This is a genomic window from Verrucomicrobiales bacterium (assembly GCA_016793885.1).
Lineage (GTDB): Bacteria > Verrucomicrobiota > Verrucomicrobiia > Limisphaerales > UBA11320 > UBA11320.
The window spans coordinates 150,362-168,777 of sequence record JAEUHE010000179.1 but is presented as its reverse complement, the minus strand read 5'-3'; the positions used below and the strand labels follow the sequence as shown (position 1 = coordinate 168,777).

General features: G+C 60.9%; 10 protein-coding genes. 9 read left to right on the top strand and 1 reads right to left on the bottom strand.

The window, feature by feature from the left end; genetic code table 11:
• The first annotated feature begins 140 nt into the window (after nt 1-140).
• From JNN07_20925 to JNN07_20900, 6 genes are all read left to right on the top strand, one after another.
• The gene (locus JNN07_20925) at nt 141-1,901 is read left to right on the top strand and encodes a DUF885 family protein (GenBank protein ID MBL9170211.1); all 1,761 of its coding nucleotides are present in this window, start codon (nt 141-143) and stop codon (nt 1,899-1,901) included.
• A gap of 6 nt (nt 1,902-1,907) precedes the next feature.
• The gene (locus JNN07_20920) at nt 1,908-2,207 is read left to right on the top strand and encodes a DUF971 domain-containing protein (GenBank protein ID MBL9170210.1); all 300 of its coding nucleotides are present in this window, start codon (nt 1,908-1,910) and stop codon (nt 2,205-2,207) included.
• Nucleotides 2,208-2,218: 11 nt separating this feature from the next.
• Nucleotides 2,219-2,593, top strand: a complete 375-nt coding sequence (locus tag JNN07_20915) for a (2Fe-2S) ferredoxin domain-containing protein (protein MBL9170209.1) — start codon at nt 2,219-2,221, stop codon at nt 2,591-2,593.
• Nucleotides 2,590-4,005 carry a PQQ-binding-like beta-propeller repeat protein gene (locus JNN07_20910; protein ID MBL9170208.1) on the top strand — a complete coding sequence of 472 codons (1,416 nt, stop codon included), beginning with the start codon at nt 2,590-2,592 and terminating at the stop codon, nt 4,003-4,005. The genes JNN07_20915 and JNN07_20910 overlap by 4 nt, the downstream gene beginning before the upstream one ends.
• Nucleotides 4,006-4,716: 711 nt before the next feature.
• On the top strand, nt 4,717-6,588 hold the full coding sequence (locus JNN07_20905) for a c-type cytochrome (GenBank protein ID MBL9170207.1): 1,872 nt from the start codon (nt 4,717-4,719) through the stop codon (nt 6,586-6,588).
• A complete protein-coding gene (locus tag JNN07_20900) occupies nt 6,557-13,468 on the top strand; it encodes a DUF1929 domain-containing protein (GenBank protein ID MBL9170206.1) in 6,912 nt (2,303 codons plus the stop codon). Before JNN07_20905 ends, JNN07_20900 begins: the two co-directional genes overlap by 32 nt.
• A 257-nt stretch (nt 13,469-13,725) precedes the next feature.
• On the opposite strand, the gene JNN07_20895 is transcribed toward JNN07_20900, so the two are convergent.
• Entirely contained in the window at nt 13,726-15,048 is a 1,323-nt protein-coding gene (locus tag JNN07_20895; GenBank protein ID MBL9170205.1) for an MFS transporter, read from the bottom strand.
• A gap of 96 nt (nt 15,049-15,144) precedes the next feature.
• On the opposite strand from JNN07_20895, the gene JNN07_20890 reads away from it, so the two are divergent.
• From JNN07_20890 to JNN07_20880, 3 genes are read left to right on the top strand one after another with little or no spacing between them, the layout of a single operon-like run.
• On the top strand, nt 15,145-15,714 hold the full coding sequence (locus tag JNN07_20890; GenBank protein MBL9170204.1) for an SIS domain-containing protein: 570 nt from the start codon (nt 15,145-15,147) through the stop codon (nt 15,712-15,714).
• A gap of 29 nt (nt 15,715-15,743) precedes the next feature.
• Nucleotides 15,744-17,333, top strand: a complete 1,590-nt coding sequence (locus tag JNN07_20885; protein MBL9170203.1) for an excinuclease ABC subunit UvrC — start codon at nt 15,744-15,746, stop codon at nt 17,331-17,333.
• 33 nt (nt 17,334-17,366) lie between these two features.
• The gene (locus tag JNN07_20880) at nt 17,367-18,269 is read left to right on the top strand and encodes an EamA family transporter (GenBank protein MBL9170202.1); all 903 of its coding nucleotides are present in this window, start codon (nt 17,367-17,369) and stop codon (nt 18,267-18,269) included.
• The last annotated feature ends 147 nt before the right edge of the window (nt 18,270-18,416 follow it).

Sequence of the window (18,416 nt, the reverse complement as noted above, 5' to 3'; positions counted from 1 at the left end):
ACGGAGTCGGTAACCCCAATGGCGGAAGGACAAACCTCACCCCCTTCAAATCGCCGCCTTTCCTGACCCAAGCACCATAACGCAGCCTTGCTTGATGGCCCAAGCTGGCGATGATGGGTCCCGGTCTACCCGTGAACGATATGAAGCCGCTGCGAATCCTCTGCCTACTCAGGCCAAGAGCCACCTTGGTCATCCTTCTGTCTTTGTTCTTGTTCAAATGGTCGATGCCCGCTGCGGCGGGCTCCGCCACTCTGCGGGATTGGATTGAGGTGTATACCTCCGATGAAGCTGCCCTGGGCAGATTGCATCCTCTCTCGGTTTCCCCTGAACGGACCGACCGCCTCAACGCCTTCTATCTGGCCAAACAGAAGGAACTGTCGGCCGTCGATTACGCGTCCCTGACGAGAGCTGCGCAGCTCGATTTCTTGATGATGCGACGTCGGCTGGAGTTTGAACTCAAGGAACTCGCCCGCGATCAGGATCAGCAGAAGGAGATGGCCGAGCTGCTGTCCTTCACGAAACCTCTCGTGGAGTTGGAGCAAGCGCGGCGACGCATGGAGCTCTTGGTTCCCAGCGAAGCCGCCGGGGTGCTGGCGAACGCGGTGACCGCCTGCGATCGGCTACAAAAGGAGCTGGCCCGACGAGTCGGTGACCGCAAGGGGCGAACTAATGGAGTGGTCACTCAGGTGGCCGCCTATCGCTCCGCGCGGAGGTTGGAAGAGCTTCGCGACACGCTGCGCGGTTGGCGTGATTTCTACGCGGGTTATGATCCCGAGTTCACGTGGTGGGTTAAAGAACCCTTCGACCGACTGGACCAACGCCTGCAGGACTACCGAACCTTTGTCCGCCGGGACTTGGTCGGGGTCCAAGAGGGAACCGATGATCCGCTCGTAGGAGACCCGATTGGCCGAGCGGCGCTGCTCGAAGCACTGGAGACGGACATGATTCCCTACACTCCCGAGGAGCTCATCGAGATCGGCCAGAAAGAGCTGATTTGGTGCCAAAAGGAATGGGCGCGGGCGGCCAAGGATCTCGGCTTCGGCGACGACTGGCGCAAAGCCTTGGACCAGGTGAGCCGGCTTTATGTGAAACCCGGGGAACAACCGAAGCTCATCCGTGAGCTGGCTTTGGAAGCCGTCAAGTTCTTGGAGGACCGGGATCTGGTAACCATCCCCACCCTGTGCAAGGAGATCTGGCGAATGGAGATGATGACTCCCGAGCGTCAGAAAGTGAACCCGTACTTCACCGGCGGCGAGGTCATCTCGGTGTCGTTCCCCACCGACACCATGAACCATGAGGACAAGATCATGAGTTTGCGGGGGAACAATGTGCACTTTTGCCGAGCCACCGTGCATCACGAACTGATCCCCGGACATCACCTCCAGATGTTCATGGCAGCGCGATTCAATACGCACCGACAACTCTTCCGCACTCCGTTCCTGGTCGAGGGATGGGCGCTCTACTGGGAAATGCTCCTGTGGGACCTCAACTTTGCCCGCTCGGCGCAGGATCGGGTCGGCATGCTGTTCTGGCGGACCCATCGCTGCGCCCGAATCATCTTCTCGCTGAAGTTTCATCTGGGACAGATGACGGCCGATGAGGCGGTCGATTTTCTGGTGGACCGGGTTGGCCACGAGCGACGGAATGCGACTGCGGAGGTTCGCCGTTCGATTCTGGGGGGCTACGGCCCGCTGTATCAGGCAGCTTACCTCCTGGGTGGGTTGCAGATCCGTTCCCTGCGCACCGAGTGTGTCGACTCCGGTCGCATGACGGACAAACAATTTCACGATGCGATCCTGAAGGAGAACTCCATCCCCATTGAGATGATTCGTGCGAGCCTGCTGAAGCAGGACTTGCCCGCAGACTTCAAGCCTCGCTGGCGCTTTTATTCACTTCCTTAACTCACCATGAAACCATTGGATCTGCAGGTTATCGGGGACGAACTCGCCATCAAGTGGCAGGATGGCTCCGAGCATTACGTCAAGCTGGAGGCCTTGCGACGCGCCTGCCCTTGCGCCGGATGCAAGGGCGAGGTGGATATCATGGGAAACCTCTACAAGGGACCGGCCACGCACCTCGCGCCGCCGGCATTCCAGCTGGTGCGATTGCTGCCCGTCGGTGGTTATGGCGTTCAACCGGTGTGGGGAGATGGCCATTCAAGTGGGATCTACACCTACGAGTTCCTGCAAAAATCGATCCCAACTTAACCGTGCCGCTTATGGAAGACCCGATGGGCATTGATCGGATCAGCCGCCACTTGTTCCTGTGTGCGGATCAAACCAAGCCGAAATGCTGCGACAAGGCGGCCAGCTTGGAGTCGTGGGAATTCCTGAAGCGTCGACTGAAGGAACTAAAGCTCGCGGCGCCGGAGGGTGCCGTGTATCGCACGAAGGCTAATTGCCTGCAACTGTGCCAGGAGGGTCCCGTGGCGGTGGTGTATCCGGACGGAGTCTGGTATAAGCGGTGCACTCCGGAGGTGCTCGAGCGCATCATCCAGGAGCATCTCATCGGCGGTCGGCCGGTGAAGGAATTCATGGTGATCGAACATCCGTTACCCGTTGTTTCAAGTCCCGCTGAACCGCGACAATCATGAGCACTCTCCTGCCCACTGCGAAGCGGATGAACGCACGAACTCGAGTGAGACGCGCGCTCGTCGTCACTGTCCTGGCCGCACTGATCCACGCGCCACTGATCTCCGGGGCCGCTTCGACGCCGGCAACAGGTCAGTGGGGACAGTGGCGCGGGCCATTCGCCAACGGGACGGCTCCGAACGCCAATCCGCCCACGGAGTGGAGCGAAACGAACCATGTGGTGTGGAAACGCGCCTTGCCCGGGAAGGGCCATTCCAGTCCGGTGGTATGGGATGATCGCATCTATGTCACCTCGGCCGAGCCTTTCGGTGAGCCTGTCGATTTGGTCTATGACAACGCTCCGGGTACCCACGACAACGTAGGCGTCGGCCAGAAACACCGATTCCTCCTGATCGCTCTCGACCGCAACACCGGGGCGATTGTCTGGCAGCGAACGATCAAAGAAGAGTTTCCTCACGAGGGGGGACATGTCACAGGCAGTCTCGCCTCCTCCTCCCCGGTGACCGATGGGCAACGAATCTACGCATCCTTTGGATCGCGCGGCGTGGTGAGTTACGGACGCGATGGGACGCTCAAGTGGCGCCGTGACTACGGTCGGATGCAGACGCTCCATGCTCATGGCGAAGGTAGCTCGGTGGTGCTGCACGGGAAACGCCTCCTGCTGAATTGGGATCATGAAGGAGATTCCTTCCTCGCGGCGCTGGACGCGGAGACGGGGCAGGAGGTTTGGAAAACGGCCCGTGACGAAAAGACATCGTGGTCGACCCCGATTACCGTCGAGACCTCGGTTGGCACGCAGGTGGTAGTCAGCGCCACGAAACGCATCCGTGGGTATGATCTCGAGACCGGCCGCCTTATTTGGGAATGCGGCGGACTGTCGCGCAACGTCGTTTCCTCTCCCATCGCTGCGAACGGGATGGTGTTTGCGGCGAATAGCTACGATTGGCAGGCGTTGCTGGCGATCCGCGTGGAAGGTGCCAAAGGAGACATCACCGACACCGACCACGTCGCTTGGCGGTTGAACCGCCTCACCCCTTACGTTCCGTCGTTGTTGTTCGAGTCAGATACACTCTACTTTCTCCGGCACAATCAGAACATCCTCTCCGGGCTCGATCCTAAAACAGGAAAACCACGCTTCGAGCCGTTCCGTTTAGCGAATCTGCGTGATATTTTCTCCTCCCCAGTCTCCGCCTCCGGACGGATCTACGTGACGTCGAGGGAGGGGATCACCGTCGTGGTCCAAACCGGAGAGACGCCCAAGATCATCGCGGTGAATCGATTGGATGACATCTTTTCAGCCTCGGCCGCCTTGGTCGGGAATCAGCTGTTCCTGCGGGGCGAACAATTCCTGTATTGTCTAGGGGAAGCCGGGAGATCCGCGAAGTCCACTGCTGAAACGAGGCCGGCACCGTGATCTCTCCCTGAACTCTTTCCTCTCCGCGTTCTCCGCGCCTCCGCGAGAGATTCCGGCAGTCCTTCCGAGTCAGGGGAGGGACTTTTTCTCGCGGAGGCGCGGAGAACGCGGAGGAGCACTCAATCAGTGAGAACCGAAGAATCGTGCAGATCAGCCGGATCAAGGCCAGCTCCCGCCGTCAGGAGAACCGAGTCGCGTAGAAATGCGCGCCGTTTCATGCGAATGATCCGATAGGAGTGGAAAGGCATCGGGACGTCACGGAAAACTTGCCGCCCACCCCATCAGCTCATCCACTCATTTGATCCAGAGGGATCCGCCCAACGAACTGATTTCCAACCTTTTGACTCCGGAATCAGAACCCATGACCAATCGGACGAACGTACGTTCATCGAATTGGTCGTGGAACCTTGGGCTATGCCTGGGGCCGGCACTCCGTGGCGTGAAGGAAAAGCGGTGGCATGCCACGCGCAATCCATAGGGGAGCGACGCCTTGTCCAGAATTGAGGCAGGTGCTCAGGCCCAACGCTCCGACGAGCGAGACGCGGTCCAGGGCCGAAGCCGCCTCTTTGAAGACTTACTAAGTTCCACTCCATCTTCCGCTTGAACCCTTTTTGACTCCTGGTAGTTTCATAGGCCAAAAAAGAGCCGATGTTATATGGGTTACGGTGTTCGAATTGCGTGATCGCGAGGGCGGAAGAAGTTTGGATGGTGATGAGCCGGTTGGTTCGACGCGTCGGTGACCGTCGAATGCTTCCGGCTGCGCTGGCTTGGCTGATTGCTCTGGGCACCGCGGGGGCCGCGCCGCGGCAGCTACAGCTTGAAATTCAGCCGGAGTGGAACGGCGTTCCGCTGGTGCTGAACCGTCCGATCGGACTGGCGAACCTGGCCGGTTTTTCCGTCAGTCGTGTCGACGCGCTGCTGTCGGGATTGGCCCTGCAGCGGGAGGATGGGACGTGGCTTGAATCGCAGGACTGGTTTGTGCAGCTGAGCGCGGGCAAGCAAAAATGGACCGCGAAAGCTGATGGATTGCCATCCGGAGTGGGTTTTCGGACCGTGCGCTTTCAGGTGGGCTTGCCGAAGCGCGTCGATGAGAGCGATCCCAACCTCCGGCCGGCGGATCATCCCTTGCATCCGGACGTTTGCGGACTGCACTGGGGCTGGCAGGGGGGCTATGTCTTCTGTGCGGTCGAGGGCCACTTCCACGGACCCAAGGGCGAGAACTCCGGGTTCTCCTATCACCTGGCCGGAGGGACGGAGCCGATGTGGGTCGAGCTGCCGGTGAAGCTGAACCCCAATTCTTCGGCGACGGTTCGGCTGGGCTGGGATATCGCTGCGGTCCTGGAGTTCGGCGAGATCGCGCGCAGCGTTCCCTCCACACACTCACGCGCTGGGGATCCAACCGCCCGACTTCTGGCATCCCGGGTCAGTAAGTCTTTTGTCGTGAGGTCGGTTCACGACGATCTGTTTCAGGCCGTGGCCCCCGTGGTGGGGACGTCCTCCAACGCGATCTCCACAGCCACTTCGTTTCCGCTCCATGTTTCCCAGCGGCTGCCGCGCTTCAAACTGCCGGCCGATAACCCACTCAGCGTGGAAGGCGTGGCCTTCGGCCGTCGTCTGTTCCATGATGCTCGACTTTCGCGCAACAATCAACAGTCCTGCTCCAGCTGCCATATCCAGACGCGCGGATTTGCGGAATCGCGAGCCACGAGCGTGGGAGCGGAGGGGCAGCCCGGCCGAAGGAACGCGATGTCGCTCGTCAACCTGGCTTGGGCCAAGGGGTTTTTTTGGGACGGAAGAGCTGGGAGTCTCCGGGAACAGGTGTTGATGCCGATCCAGGATCGACACGAAATGAACGAGACCTTGGATCGCGTCGTGGGCAAGCTCAAGGATGACCCGGAGTATGGGGCCCTGTCAGCGCGGGCTTTCGGTCCCGGGGTATTGGATGCCAGCCGACTCGCCCGCGCCCTTGAGCAATTCCTGCTCACCCTGGTGTCCCAGGACTCCAAGTTCGATCGCGCCGCCCGAAAACTCGAAACGCTTTCCGCTCAGGAACGCCGAGGCCTGGAACTGTTCACAACCGAACACGATCCGGCTCGCGGCCTGCGCGGGGCAGATTGCTTTCACTGCCACGGCGGCAATTTGTTCACCAACCACGACTTCATGAACAACGGGTTGCCGGAGCGAGACGAGGACCTGGGCCGATTCGAAATCACAAGGCAGGCTTCGGACCGAAACAAGTTCAAGGTGCCCAGCCTCAGGAACGTTGGCCTGACCGCCCCTTACATGCACGATGGCCGTTTCGCCACGCTGGAAGAAGTGATCGACCACTACAACGGTCCGATGGCTCGTACCCGAACCTTGGATCCGAACTTAGCCAAGCATCCACAGTCAGGTCTGGGTCTCAGCGCGGATGACCGCGCTGCTCTGGTTGCCTTTCTCCGCACCTTAAGCGACGAGACCCTGACCGCACCCGTCGTGGCCGAGACTTCCGCCGCGGCTTCGACCGCGAGCGCTCCCCTTTTAATCAGAGAATCAGAACAACCCAAACCCTATGTTGTACCCACGCCTCAGAGACCTCCGTAAGCCAACGGCTGCCGCCGTCGGCCTCAGCTTGCTTCTCACCCCCCAGCGCAGCGTTTTCGCCGACGTGGATCCGCATGTTCAAGAGGACACCTTTGCAGCCGAGGTGGCGGCGTTGCTGCCTCCGGCCATGCCCATGCTGGCGGCTGTTCCAACGCCGGGCGAACGGATCACCCTCGGCGATTGGAGCGCGGTAATTCCGTGGACCCCCCACATTCCGGTATCGGCCGCCGTCCTTCCCGACGGGCGATTGCTCACCTTCGCCTCGAACCAGAGAACGACATTTCCCTCCGGGCCGGAGTTTACCTATGCGGCCACCTGGAACCCGGCCACCGGACAATTCGTGGAATACAACCACGGCTCCCACGACATGTTTTGCGGGGCGCTCGTCACGCTTCCCGACGGCCGCGTGCTGGTCAATGGTGGCCGGGCCACGACGGTTCGCTCGAGCATTTTCGACTGGCGCGCCAACACCTGGACTCGAACGCCGGACATGAACGATCCACGTTGGTACAACACCAGCGTTGCGCTTCCGAATGGCCGGGTTTGGACGGTCAGTGGCAGCGGCGGATCGGGGACGGCCGAGCGCTGGGACGAGCTTTCCGGCTACAGCCGCCTGACGGGCATCAACTGGAATCCGATTCTGAACGAGCCCGGATACATCAACATTTGGCATCCATTTCTGCTCCTGGCGCCGGACGGTCGGCTGTTCCATTTCGGACCGACTGACACCATGCACTGGGTAAGCCCGGATGGCAGCGGCTCAGTGGCCAATGCCGGCACCGTGGTTCCGGGCACCCACTATCCTAAGGAAGGTTCGTGGGTGATGTATGACGAGGGCAAGATTGTGGTGGCAGGCGGCGGAGCCAACACCGTCAACAACGCCAGCGACACAACAACGGGCACCAGCAGTCCATTGGCCTACACGGTCGATTTGACGGGGCCCACTCCCGTTGTCACTCCGACCGCCTCCATGACCTATGCCCGTCAGTTTGCCAACGGGGTGGTGTTGCCCAACGGGGAAGTGATGGTGATGGGCGGCAATACGTCAGGACTCAAATTCAACGACACCGGGTCCATTTTGACCCCGGAGATCTGGAACCCGGTGACCAAGCAATGGCGCACCGTGGCCGACATGTCCGTACCGCGAAACTACCATTCGTTGGCACTCCTGCTCCCCGACGGTCGAGTATATTCAGGAGGGGGTGGATTGAGCGGGAATGCGGCCGATCACCGCGACGCCCAGATCTACACTCCGGCCCCGCTGTTCAACCCCGACGGAACCTTGGCTGCGCGGCCGGTGCTCTCGACCAGCCCGCAGGTCATTGGCGCGGGCACGCGCTTTACCGTCACGGGCACTCCGGGACTCACCAAGTTCAGCTTCATTCGGATGTCGGCGATCACCCACTCGGTCAACACCGATCTCCGCTATCTCACGCTTCCCTTCACTGAAGTTTCACCAGGGACCTATGAGTTGACGGCTCGCGCGAACCTGAATGTGATGACCCCCGGTTACTGGATGCTCTTCGGTCTCAACGCCGCCGGGGTCCACTCGGTTTCTAAGACGATTTTGGTCGACCCGACAGCCTCCGTCCAGATCACCCTGGCCGGAAATCAATCCTCCTACATCGGCCAAAGTGTTTCCTTGCAGATGACGGGCATTGGGCCGGCGGGAGCGGTTTTTCAGTGGTCGGCCACGGGCTTGCCCGCCGGCTTGACGATGGATGCAACGACGGGTCGGATCTCCGGAGTCCCCACGGCCGCGGGGTCCGCCGTGGTGCAGGTGAGCCTGACCGACGGTTTGACGACCAACACCATCTCCCTCACCTGGGTTGTGCAGCCCTCCAGCTATAGCCAGACGTATTCGACCTTCACCGGTGCCGCGGGACTGACGTTGAACGGCAATGCGGCACTCGCGGGTGCCGCGCTTCGGCTGACGCCGAATGCTCTGAACCAGGCTGGATCGGCTTTCCTCAGCAACCCGATTGTGCTGGGACCGGATACCTCCTTCAGCACCCGCTGGGTTTTCCGAATTCACGGAACGGCCGACGGCGCCGACGGAATGACGTTTGTCATTCAAGGCAATAGTCCCAACGCGCTGGGCGGAACCGGCAGCGGCCTGGGATACTCGGGGGTGGCGCGAAGTTTCGCAGTCGAGATGGACAACTACCAAGGTGTCGGCGATGTGAATGGAAACCATCTGGGTGTTCTGCGCTCCGGCAACGTGGAGACCCACCTCGCCACCTGGACCCCGGGCTGGGATCTGGAGAACGAGGGCAGCCATACCGTGTGGGTAGACTACGACGGCCCGGCAGATCAGCTCCGAGTCTTCGCGGCTCAAGGGGTGGTGGTTACGAAACCCACCACGCCAGTGATGACCGTGAGCTTGGACCTGAGCGCCGAGGTCGGCAGCCAAGGTTGGATTGGATTCACAGCGGGAACCGGAGGGTTGGGTAACAACCAGGACGTGGAGGCTTGGAGCGTTCACGTCAACGCCTTCTCTCTCCCCTCCGCACCGGTGATCACCTCTGTCGGAACTCAATTGGGGGCCCTCGGCCTGAACGTGAATCTGCAGATGCAGGCCGCCGATGCCAACGGGGATCTGCTGACCTGGAGCAGCACGGGCTTGCCTCCTGGGCTCTCCATCGCTCCCGCCTCCGGCTTGATCTCGGGTTCGCCGACGGTGGCCGGCAGCTTTACCTCGACCGTGACGGTCTCGGACGGAAATCTGCCGGCTGTCTCCAGCGTGGTTCAATGGGTCATCAACGATGTTCTTTCCCTGCAGCCGCTGAGCGGCAGTCCGGTGCTTTCGGGGACGGCCGTCGGGCTTTCCGCTACCGCATCTGGCGGACGAAATCCGCGGTTCCGTTGGAGTTTTGGGGATGGCACACCGGATACGGCTTTTTCGAGTTCTCCCGCCGTCACCCATACCTTTGCTGCGCCCGGACGATTTCTGGTGACGGTTACCGCGCAGGACGATACCGGCCGCGAGTTGACCGCGAGCTATCGTCAAGGCGTCCACGCGCCGCTCGCCACCGGCAAACCCAGCCAGTCGAGCAGCGTGCTGTACGCCACGGTCGGTACCGGGGCACCTCGACTGTGGGTGGTGAACCCGGATCAGGACACGGTTTCCGTATTTGACGCCGTGAGCCGCGCGAAACTGTCCGAGGTCGGGGTAGGGGTATCGCCCAAGACCCTGAGCCAGAGTCCGGACGGCAGGGTGTGGGTGGCCAATGCGGGATCTGCGAGCGTGACGGTGCTACGCCCGGATTTCACCGTGGCCCAGACCATCGCACTGCCCCGAGGATCTCGTCCATTTGGCATTCTGGCGGATCCTAGCGGTACGGCGGTCTATGTCGCGTTGGAAGCGACTGGCAATCTTTTGAAATTGAATTCCACGACCGGCGCTGTCCTTGGTTCGCTGGCCTTGGGAGTCGACATTCGCCATCTGGCTTTGTCGCCGGACGGCACACGTTTGTTGGTCAGCCGCTTCGTCACTCCCCGACTGCCGGGCGAGGACACGGCGGTGGTCGAGACGACGGTCGGGGGAGTCAAACAAGGCGGGGAAGTCCTGTTGGTCAACGTCGCTGCATTTACCGTGGCAGGCAAGACAGTGCTGGAGCACAGCGAAGCTCCAGATACTTCCAACTCGGCCAAGGGGATTCCCAACTATCTGGGAGCGGTGGCGGTTTCACCGGACGGCCTTTCAGCCTGGGTGCCCTCGAAGCAGGACAACATCAAGCGGGGGCAACTGCGAAACGGCGGAGATTTGACCCACGACATGAGTGTGCGGAGCATTGCCTCCCGTATTCTGCTCGCGAGCGGGGTCGAGGATATTGAGGGTCGGGTGGATTTCGACAATGCAGGCATCGCCAGCGCGGCGGTCTTGGATCCCAAGGGCCTTTTCGTCTTTACCGCCTTGGAAGGCAGTCGTGAGGTGGCAGTGATTGATGCCTGGGCGAAGCGAGAGATCGTTAGATTCTCCGTCGGCCGGGCCCCGCAGGGCGTGGCGGTGTCTCCGGATGGTCGAACCCTCTTTGTGCAAAACTTCATGGATCGAACGGTGAGCGTGTTTGATCTGACCGCACTGCAAGGCGGCTCCGAAGCGGCTCCCGCTTTGCTGGCCACCTTGAATACTGTGGGAATCGACAAGCTGTCTCCGACGGTGCTGCTGGGTAAGCAGCACTTCTACGACGCGCGGGACACTCGCTTGGCGTTCCAGCAGTATGTCAGCTGCGCCTCCTGTCACAACGACGGCGGCCAGGATGGGCGCGTCTGGGATTTCACCCAGTTCGGAGAGGGGCTGCGCAACACCATCACGCTGCGTGGACACGGCGGCACGTCGCAGGGGCCGCTGCATTGGACCGGCAACTTTGACGAGGTGCAGGACTTCGAGGGGCAGATTCGCGCATTCGCAGGCGGCACCGGGCTCATGAGCGACGCGGACTTCCACTCCGGCACGCGTTCCCAGCCGCTGGGCGATCCCAAAGCCGGGCGAAGCGCGGACTTGGACGCCCTCGCGTCTTACCTGGCTTCCTTGACCAGCAACGGCGACAGCCCGGATCGCAACCCAGATGGCAGCCTCACGGCCGCCGCTGTGGCGGGACAGGCCGTCTTCCAACAGTTGAACTGCGCGCAGTGTCATTCAGGCAGCCAGTATACCGATAGTGCTCTCGGAGTCTTCCACAACATCGGAACGATCCGGAGCACCAGTGGTCAGCGGTTGAGTGCGGTCCTCACGGGATTCGACACCCCGACCTTGCGCGGACTCTGGGCCACCGCTCCTTATCTTCACGACGGTTCAGCTCTCACCTTGGAACAATCGATTCTTTCCCATAGCGGCGTTAGCTTGAACGCCACCGATCTCGCCAACCTGGTCGCATTTCTTCGTCAGTTGGACGACGGCGGCACGCTGGCACCCATCACTGGGACAGCGTCGACAACTCCGGCCAGCTGCGGATCGAGCATCGGCACCCTGACCGTCAGTGTAAGCGGGGGAAGCGGAGTGTATGAGTACAGCCGAAACGGAACGCAGTGGCAAAGCTCACCCGTGTTCTCCGGACTGGCTGCCGGCAGTTACTCGATCCAGGTTCGGAACAGCAATGGATCCGGTACCGTTACACTGGGTAGTTTCGCGGTGAGCGATGTCTGTCCTAACCTGACCGTAGCCGATCTGGCGGTGCGTGAAGATGCGGGCGGTGCCAGCGTTCAGGTGACTCTCTCTCAAGCCTCTCCGTTCGAGGCCCGAGTCAATTACAGCGTGGCGGCGGGCACGGCGATCGTCGGCGAGGATTTCGCTCTCGTGACGGGGACGCTGGTATTTCCGCCGGCTACCACGATCCAATCCATTCGTATCCCGCTCTGGGAGGATAACTGGGTGGAATCCAGCAAAACGATTCTGGTGACCCTCACCACTCCTCAGGGGGCACGGATCACGGATGGCAGCGCCGTTGTGACCATCCAGGACAATGATGCGGCGCCGAACCGTACGGGATTCAGGGCGCAATACTACGCCGGCCGCAACTTCGAGCGTGCGGTGGTGGAACGCAAGGATACGGCGATCAACTTCGACTGGCTGACTGCCTCTCCGGCTGCCGGTGTCCCGGCCGATGACTTCTCGGTTCGATGGACTGGCTCGGTGATTCCCGCTTACACGGAAACCTATACCTTCGCTGTTTCCGCCGATGACGGCGTTCGGCTCTGGGTCAATGACCGCCAAGTCATCAACCGCTGGACTGCCTCCAGCAACACGACGAACACCGTCGCGGTTGCGCTGACCGCCGGCACGCCAGTCAAGATCTGCCTGGAGTACTACGAGGCGACCGGGTTCGCTAGTTGCCAACTTCGGTGGTCCAGCGCCCGGACCACGCGTCAGATCATTGGCGGTGCTAGTCCGACGGGCTTGCGGGGACGCTATTTCAGCGGCAAGACCTTCACCACCCAGCTCATGGAACGAGTCGATCAGACCGTCAACTTCAACTGGGGAACGGGGACGCCTTCTAATGCCGTTCCGGCTAACAACTTCTCGGTTCGGTGGACGGGATCCGTGCTGCCGGCGTATACGGAGACCTATACCTTCTACACGACCGCCGACGACGGCGTTCGGCTGTGGGTGAATAACCAACAGATCATCAATCGGTGGACGGATTCCTCGGCGGTGGAGAATCGGGGCACGATCGCCCTCACCGCCGGCGTTCCGGCCACGATCCGCCTGGAATTCTATGAGGCCGGCGGCAACGCCCGTTGCGAGTTGCGCTGGTCCAGCGCTAGGACCACCAAGCAGATCATCCCGGCTACGGCCCTGTTCCAACCGGGCATGATTTTGGATCGGGCGCCGACGCTGACGGTCCCGGGGCCGCAGCAGCACACCGTCGGTCAGAGCGTAGCGCTGGCCATCCCTTGTGCGGACCTGGATGAACAGCCGGTGGTGCTCAGCGCGTCGGGCTTACCGCCGGGATTGACCGCGGACTCGGTAGGTAAACGGATCGTTGGTGTGCCTACCGCTGCGGGCAGCTACATTGTTTCGCTGCAACTCTGGGATGGGCTGTTCACCACGCGTGCGGATGTCCCGTGGACGATCCTCTCTGCCCCGGCCACACTCGCGGGTCCTAACAGCGCGGGAGTGCTGCTGACCCTGGAGACCGCTTCACCGGGCATGTTCCGTTTGGTGGTCGATCGGCCGCTCGACGGCGGCCTGGGAGTGATCCTGGAGTCTAGCACCGATTTGGTGAACTGGGAGGAGGCTCCCCCGGCTCTATTCCTCGGGCGAGTGGTCGAGACCTTGGGCGATCGCGAGCGGTGGACCTTCGCGGAACAGCCGCTGGGGCAGCACGGGTTCTGGCGCGCCCGACTCGTTGAGGCTTCGGCCGAACCCTCCCGCTGAGAGCGGGTCGGGCCGTAGGGGACGACGTCAGGAGAGTCCGCCTATTGCTCGCGACGCCGCAACGTCTTTTGAACGTTCGCCGAGGCCTCCTCACGTCGGCTCCTACACCCGAACTGTAGGGGACGACGTCAGGAGTCCTCGGTGCCGCCTATCGCTCGTGACGCCGCAACGTCGTTCGAACGTTCGCCGAGGCCTTCTCACGTCGGCTCCTACAACCCGAGCTGTAGGGGACGACCTGAGAAGTGCTACGCTCCCCGCTACGCCGGGGCTGCTTCCGGCTTCGGAGGCAGGCGATGCCATTGCGGGGCGAGAAGCAGCGCCGCCAAGGCCAATGAGATTCCCAGCCCCACGAAGATGGAAAGCCAGATGTCCTGGCCTTTGCCGAGCAGCGACTCGACCACGCCGGGAAGGGTCACGCCGAGCATTTGCCCGATCGATCCGCAGCCATTGATCAGTCCGTTGGCCGTCGAAGATCCTTTTTTGGTTCCAAAGTCGATCGCTGCGGCGCTGGATATCAGCGAATCGGGGATGAAGACTAGAAATCCCATGGTGAACATGCCGGCCCCCATCATGAAATGGCTCAGGGGCATGAACGGAAAGGCGATCATCAGGATGGCGAGAAAGGTCAATGCCAGAACCGCGACCGGCATGCGTTTGGAACCAAAAACGCGGTCGGAGAGGAAGCCTCCGAGCAACGTGCCGATCGGGCCCGCCAGATCGAAGAGGCTGCTGAGGAATCCTGAATCGGCCGTGTTGGTGCCCAACCGTTCGCTGATGTATACGGGTGACCAGAAGAGGAGCAGATAGCGGGTGGGTTTAATGAGAAAGTAACTGAGGGCGAGGATCCAGACCATGCGGTTCTTCAGCACGTCGAGGATCACGCTCCAGGTGGAGTCCTGCGGCTCGCGGACCGTTGGTACGGGAATATCGGTGCGCCTCGTCATGGTGGGGTTGCCTTGATACTCCTCGATCGAGGGCAAGCCCACATCCTCGGGGCGATTTCGTTGAAGGAAGTAGAACAGCACCCACACGACCAGCAGGAGAAGGGCGGGGACGATGAAAGAGCTTCGCCAGCCATAGTGCTTGGCGACGTAGCTGGCAATGATCGTTGCCACGAACCCGCCCAAGGCGTAGTTCGTGCACCAGAACCCCATGATTGTTCCTCGCTCCTTTTGAGAGAAGAACTCACCCATGTTTTTGTTCAGCGGCGCCCAGCCGCTGGCCTGCCAGATGCCTTGGGCTGTAAAAAACACCCCGATGAGCAGAGCTGTGTTGGAGAGGCCCATTAGGATGGACGTAATGATGGAGGCCATCATACCCAGCAGGACCACGCGCCGCGCTCCGAAGCGGTCACCCAGCGTGCCCCAGAGGAACTGGCCCAGCGCATAGCCCGCCGAATAGGATCCATCCATGGCGGACATTTGTCCCTTGGTCAACCCCATGACCTCGGGCTGCTTCAGCTCGTTTTTGGCCGCCGAGAATGCCTTGCGGGTCAGGTAGAAGGCTGCGTACGCCAGCCATGTCACCGAGAAGATCTGCAACCGCCATCGCCGATACATTTCATTGAGCGGTCTCGACATGCTGCATCCTACCGTCCGACAGAGAGTGACAGGGTGTCCATCCTAAAGTTCCATTTTCCGTTTCCCCCCTGGGTCCTCTTACACCATAATCCAGCCATGCAAAAGTGGATTAACGATTACGTTCAGGCTCAGAAGGCGGCGCTCGATTCCATTCCAGCGGCGGCCGTCGAGAAGATTGTCGCTCGCATGAAGGAGATTTGGTCTCAGGACCGCCAGATCTTTGTGGCTGGGAACGGGGGCAGCGCGTCGAATTCGTCGCATTTCATCACCGACCTCGGCAAGGGGGCTTCCGATAAGCTCTCGAAGCGTTTCCGCTGTCTCTCGCTCACCGACAACGTCTCCTGGATTACCGCTCTCGGGAATGACTACTCGTATGCGGACATCTTTTCGGGGCAGTTACAAAATTATGCCAAAAAGGGGGATCTCTTCATCGGGGTTAGCGTGAGTGGCAACTCACCCAACCTCGTCAAGGCCTTGGAATGGTGCGGCGCCAATGGCGTGGAAACCGTGGCCTTGGTGGGGGCCAAGCGCGGCCGCATGGCTGACCTGGCGAACCATGTGATCGTGATCGACTCGACGCATTACGGTCGGGTGGAGGATGCGCAGATGGGGATTCTACACATGCTCTGCTACGCGTTTATGGAGAATCCGGAGCTGGCCCGCTGATCGCCGGTGATCTGCTCGGAATCTTCCTCATGCCCGCCACGGATCATATCCGCAGCAAGCTGTCCCAGCTGCCGCATAAACCTGGGGTTTACCTGATGAAGGACCGGCTGGGAACGGTGATCTATGTTGGCAAGGCGCGGGATCTGCGCAAGCGTGTGAGTCAATACTTCCATCCTTCACGCCGCCTGGGGTGGGATGTGAAGTTCAATGCCTTGGTCGAGGCCATTCATGATCTCGATGTTCATGTGGTGCGCAGTGAGCCTGAAGCCTTGCTGTTGGAGGGGAAGCTCATTAAGGAGTTTCACCCTCGCTACAATGTCAGCTTCCGCGATGACAAACAGTTCCTGTTGCTGAAGGTGACCCTCAACGATCCGATTCCGCGGTTCACGCTGACCCGGATGAAACAGGAGGACGGGGCGCGTTATTTCGGTCCGTTTACGAACTCGGGGGCCATCCGGCGGACCCTGCACTTGGTGCGGCGTCAGTTCAACCTGAGGGGCTGTCGGCCCCTGACGCCCACCGAGGCGGACTACAAGCACTGTCTGTATGGGAACCTGAAGTTCTGCACCGCCCCGTGCATAGGCAACGTGACGCGCGATCAGTATCTCCAACAGGTCAACGCCGCCTGCGAGTTTCTCTCCGGGCAATGCGGCGAGATGGCGGATCAGTTGGAAGCGGAGATGAAGCAGGCGGCGGTCGCTCAGGACTACGAGAAGGCGGCGCAGCTGCGCGACGCCATCGCGGATCTTCGCAAAGCCACCCGCAAGACCAAGGAGTTCACGCGAGTTCCCTACAAGCTTCCGGTTTCATTGGATCCGGAACGCGATCTTCAGGAGTTGGCCAAGGTGCTGGGGCTGTCCGCCGCTCCGGCGCGCATCGAGGGGTTCGATATTTCGAACATCAGCGGTACCCTGGCGGTGGCCTCGCTTGTCAGCTTTCTCCGCGGACGGCCCAATCGCGCCCAGTATCGCCGGTTTCGAATGAAAACAGTCACCGGTCAGGACGATTTCGCGTGCATCGCCGAGGCAGTTCGGCGTCGTTACTCCCGGCTGCTGCGTGAAGCTACCGGAGCGGTGACGCACCCCGAGGAGGAAACGTCTGACTCCGCCGAGGAGCTGGAGCTCAAGGAGACGGGGCCGGTAGCGGACACCATCTCTGCGCCGCGCGATAAAGCGTCGAATTTACCCGACCTGATCCTCATTGATGGCGGGCGTGGACAGCTCAACATGGCGGTAGCCGAACTCAAGAAACTGGGTTTGGAGCGCATTCCGGTGATCGGATTGGCCAAGGAGTTCGAGGAGATTTACCGCCCTGGAGACGCGACTCCCTTGCGATTGGGATTAGATTCGCCGGCGGTGAAGCTCTTGCAACGGGTGCGGGATGAGTCGCATCGCGTCGCCAACAGCTACAACGCCCAGCTGCGCATCAAGAAGATTTCGGAAAGCATTCTGGACGACTTCCCTGGAATCGGAGAGGCACGCAAAGCGGCCCTCCTGAAGAAATTTGGCTCCGTTCAGCGACTTCGCGTGGCCACGGTGGAGGAAATCGCCGAGGTCCCTGGCTTCGGCGGCAAGGCGGCCGCGGAACTGAAAGCATTCCTCTTGGCCCGTCAGGCCTAGCGCCGGCTCGGCAGCAGCGCTTCCCATCTTCCCATGAAAATCAGCCATCTCCTCCTCCTGGTTCTGTTTAACGTGTTCTGGGCCGGGATTCTCTCCTTCAACAAGGAGTTGGAGAAGCACCTGACTTTTTCGAGCATTGTTACCCTGCGTTTCGGTCTGGCGGCGATTCCGTTCGCTCTCGCCTGGCGCTGGTTGCCCGGTCCTTGTCCTCGAGGGTGGAACCTGGTGCGCAGCGCGATCATGGGGCTCGTGGTTTTTTGCCTCGGCCAACGGCTGCAGGTCTACGGAAATCTCATGGGCACGGCCGGGAACTCCTCGGTGCTGATGGGGTTCGAACCCATCTTGACCGCGGTGGCGGCCGCTCTGTTCCTCCGCGAAAAGATTAGCATTCAAAGCTGGGTCGGATTCGTGCTCTGCCTGGGAGGCTTGGCCCTGCTGAATCGTGTGTGGGCGCCCGATTTCCATTGGACTGGACTGCTCGCCAGCCTGATCTTCATCTCCTCCTTTCTGTGCGAATCCGTCTACTCGATCCTAGGCAAACCGTTAGGCGCCACGGCCAGCCCATACAAGGTGGTGGGGATAAGCTTGTTTGCAGCCACGGGACTCAACTTGGCCCTGGAAGGGAGTCGGGCGATCCCTGCAGCGGCGCAGCTTCCGGCGAGCGCGTGGGCCATGTTGCTTTATATGGGCTGGCTGTGCACGTCGGGCGGCTATGTGCTATGGCTGCTGATAATCCGCGAAACGCCGGTGAATCTTGTAGCCTTGACGATCTTTATGCAGCCGCTGGCGGGAATTCTGATTGCCCATTTTTGGTTGGGAGAGTCGTTGCACTGGGGACATCTTTGGGGCGGCCTCAGTATTGGCGCAGGCCTCGCGTTTGGGTTCCTCAAGCCGAGCAAGCCGGTTCTGAAGGCCAGTCCATCCCTGGAAGGGTGAATTCGGTCTGCCCCCCCCGGACGTGGACAAGGATGGGCAAGGTCGCGGAGGGCCTGTGGACAACCGTCACCAGGCGGGTTCTCCACGACGTGGCCTCCTCCACTTCACTGCTCAAGTGCACTTGACGGCTCGACAGAGTCTCGCCCT

What these genes read in the sequence shown, in the direction of transcription:
- JNN07_20925 (MBL9170211.1), top strand. Translation starts at nt 141, where the DNA reads ATGAAGCCGCTGCGAATCCTCTGCCTACTCAGGCCAAGAGCCACCTTG.
- JNN07_20920 (MBL9170210.1), top strand. Translation starts at nt 1,908, where the DNA reads ATGAAACCATTGGATCTGCAGGTTATCGGGGACGAACTCGCCATCAAG.
- JNN07_20915 (MBL9170209.1), top strand. Translation starts at nt 2,219, where the DNA reads ATGGAAGACCCGATGGGCATTGATCGGATCAGCCGCCACTTGTTCCTG.
- JNN07_20910 (MBL9170208.1), top strand. Translation starts at nt 2,590, where the DNA reads ATGAGCACTCTCCTGCCCACTGCGAAGCGGATGAACGCACGAACTCGA.
- JNN07_20905 (MBL9170207.1), top strand. Translation starts at nt 4,717, where the DNA reads ATGAGCCGGTTGGTTCGACGCGTCGGTGACCGTCGAATGCTTCCGGCT.
- JNN07_20900 (MBL9170206.1), top strand. Translation starts at nt 6,557, where the DNA reads ATGTTGTACCCACGCCTCAGAGACCTCCGTAAGCCAACGGCTGCCGCC.
- JNN07_20895 (MBL9170205.1), bottom strand. Translation starts at nt 15,048, where the DNA reads ATGTCGAGACCGCTCAATGAAATGTATCGGCGATGGCGGTTGCAGATC.
- JNN07_20890 (MBL9170204.1), top strand. Translation starts at nt 15,145, where the DNA reads ATGCAAAAGTGGATTAACGATTACGTTCAGGCTCAGAAGGCGGCGCTC.
- JNN07_20885 (MBL9170203.1), top strand. Translation starts at nt 15,744, where the DNA reads ATGCCCGCCACGGATCATATCCGCAGCAAGCTGTCCCAGCTGCCGCAT.
- JNN07_20880 (MBL9170202.1), top strand. Translation starts at nt 17,367, where the DNA reads ATGAAAATCAGCCATCTCCTCCTCCTGGTTCTGTTTAACGTGTTCTGG.